Annotated in this window: 1 protein-coding gene; it reads left to right on the top strand. The window is 60.2% G+C overall.

Annotated elements, in window-relative coordinates; genetic code table 11:
* Window positions 1-357 precede the first annotated feature (357 nt).
* Window positions 358-537, top strand: a complete 180-nt coding sequence (locus AWB67_RS40555) for a hypothetical protein (RefSeq protein WP_125477917.1) — start codon at window positions 358-360, stop codon at window positions 535-537.
* Window positions 538-661: the final 124 nt, after the last annotated feature.

Below are 661 nucleotides of genomic sequence, written 5' to 3'. Positions count from 1 at the left end.
GGTCCCGTCTCGCGGGCGAACCAGGCCGCGGCGTGAGAGAGAATATCGCGCTCCATCGTCAATTGCCGATTTTCGCAGCGTAGACGTGTGAACTCCTGGGGCTAAGCCGTGGTCAGACCCTCGCGACGCACGCCGGCATCAGCACGCAAACGATCGTCAACTGGGTCGCGCAGGCTGACATTGCACGGTTCGAACTCGAGTGCAAGCTCCCTCAGGCGCTCGGCCTGCCTTCACCAACTCGGCCACGCGGGGCCCGGAATTCCGCCGGGCACGGTGAGCGATGCGCGCCCGTTTCGGCACCCCCTTTCTCAAACAATAGGTGTCCGTTTTGGCGGGTCAATCTCCACGGACCCCTTTTTGAAAAAGCCGGTAAAGCTCGAGCGTTGTTTTTTTGTTTCGACCTATGCCGTGGGTGGGCTGACAGGGAAATTGGCGGCGAAAGAAAGCCCGCCAGAGGGCAACAAGGCGGGCATCAAGTCCAAAACGATTGCAAAGTGCGCCCCTGTCATGCTGGGCAGGAACGCATTGCTATTATAGGAGGCTGCGCGGGCAAAAGGAAGCTGAGCCTCAGAGCCGCTACATTCAGCCTACGGGCCCCGTGTTTAGTAGAGTGTTGACGATGCGTCGCCCGGCAGAGTATCCGGCCATCAATGCTTCGCCC

The organism is Caballeronia terrestris (assembly GCF_001544515.1).
Taxonomy (GTDB): Bacteria; Pseudomonadota; Gammaproteobacteria; order Burkholderiales; family Burkholderiaceae; genus Caballeronia; species Caballeronia terrestris.
The sequence above is the reverse complement of the archived record's forward strand: the minus strand, read 5'-3'. Positions and strand labels throughout refer to the sequence as shown.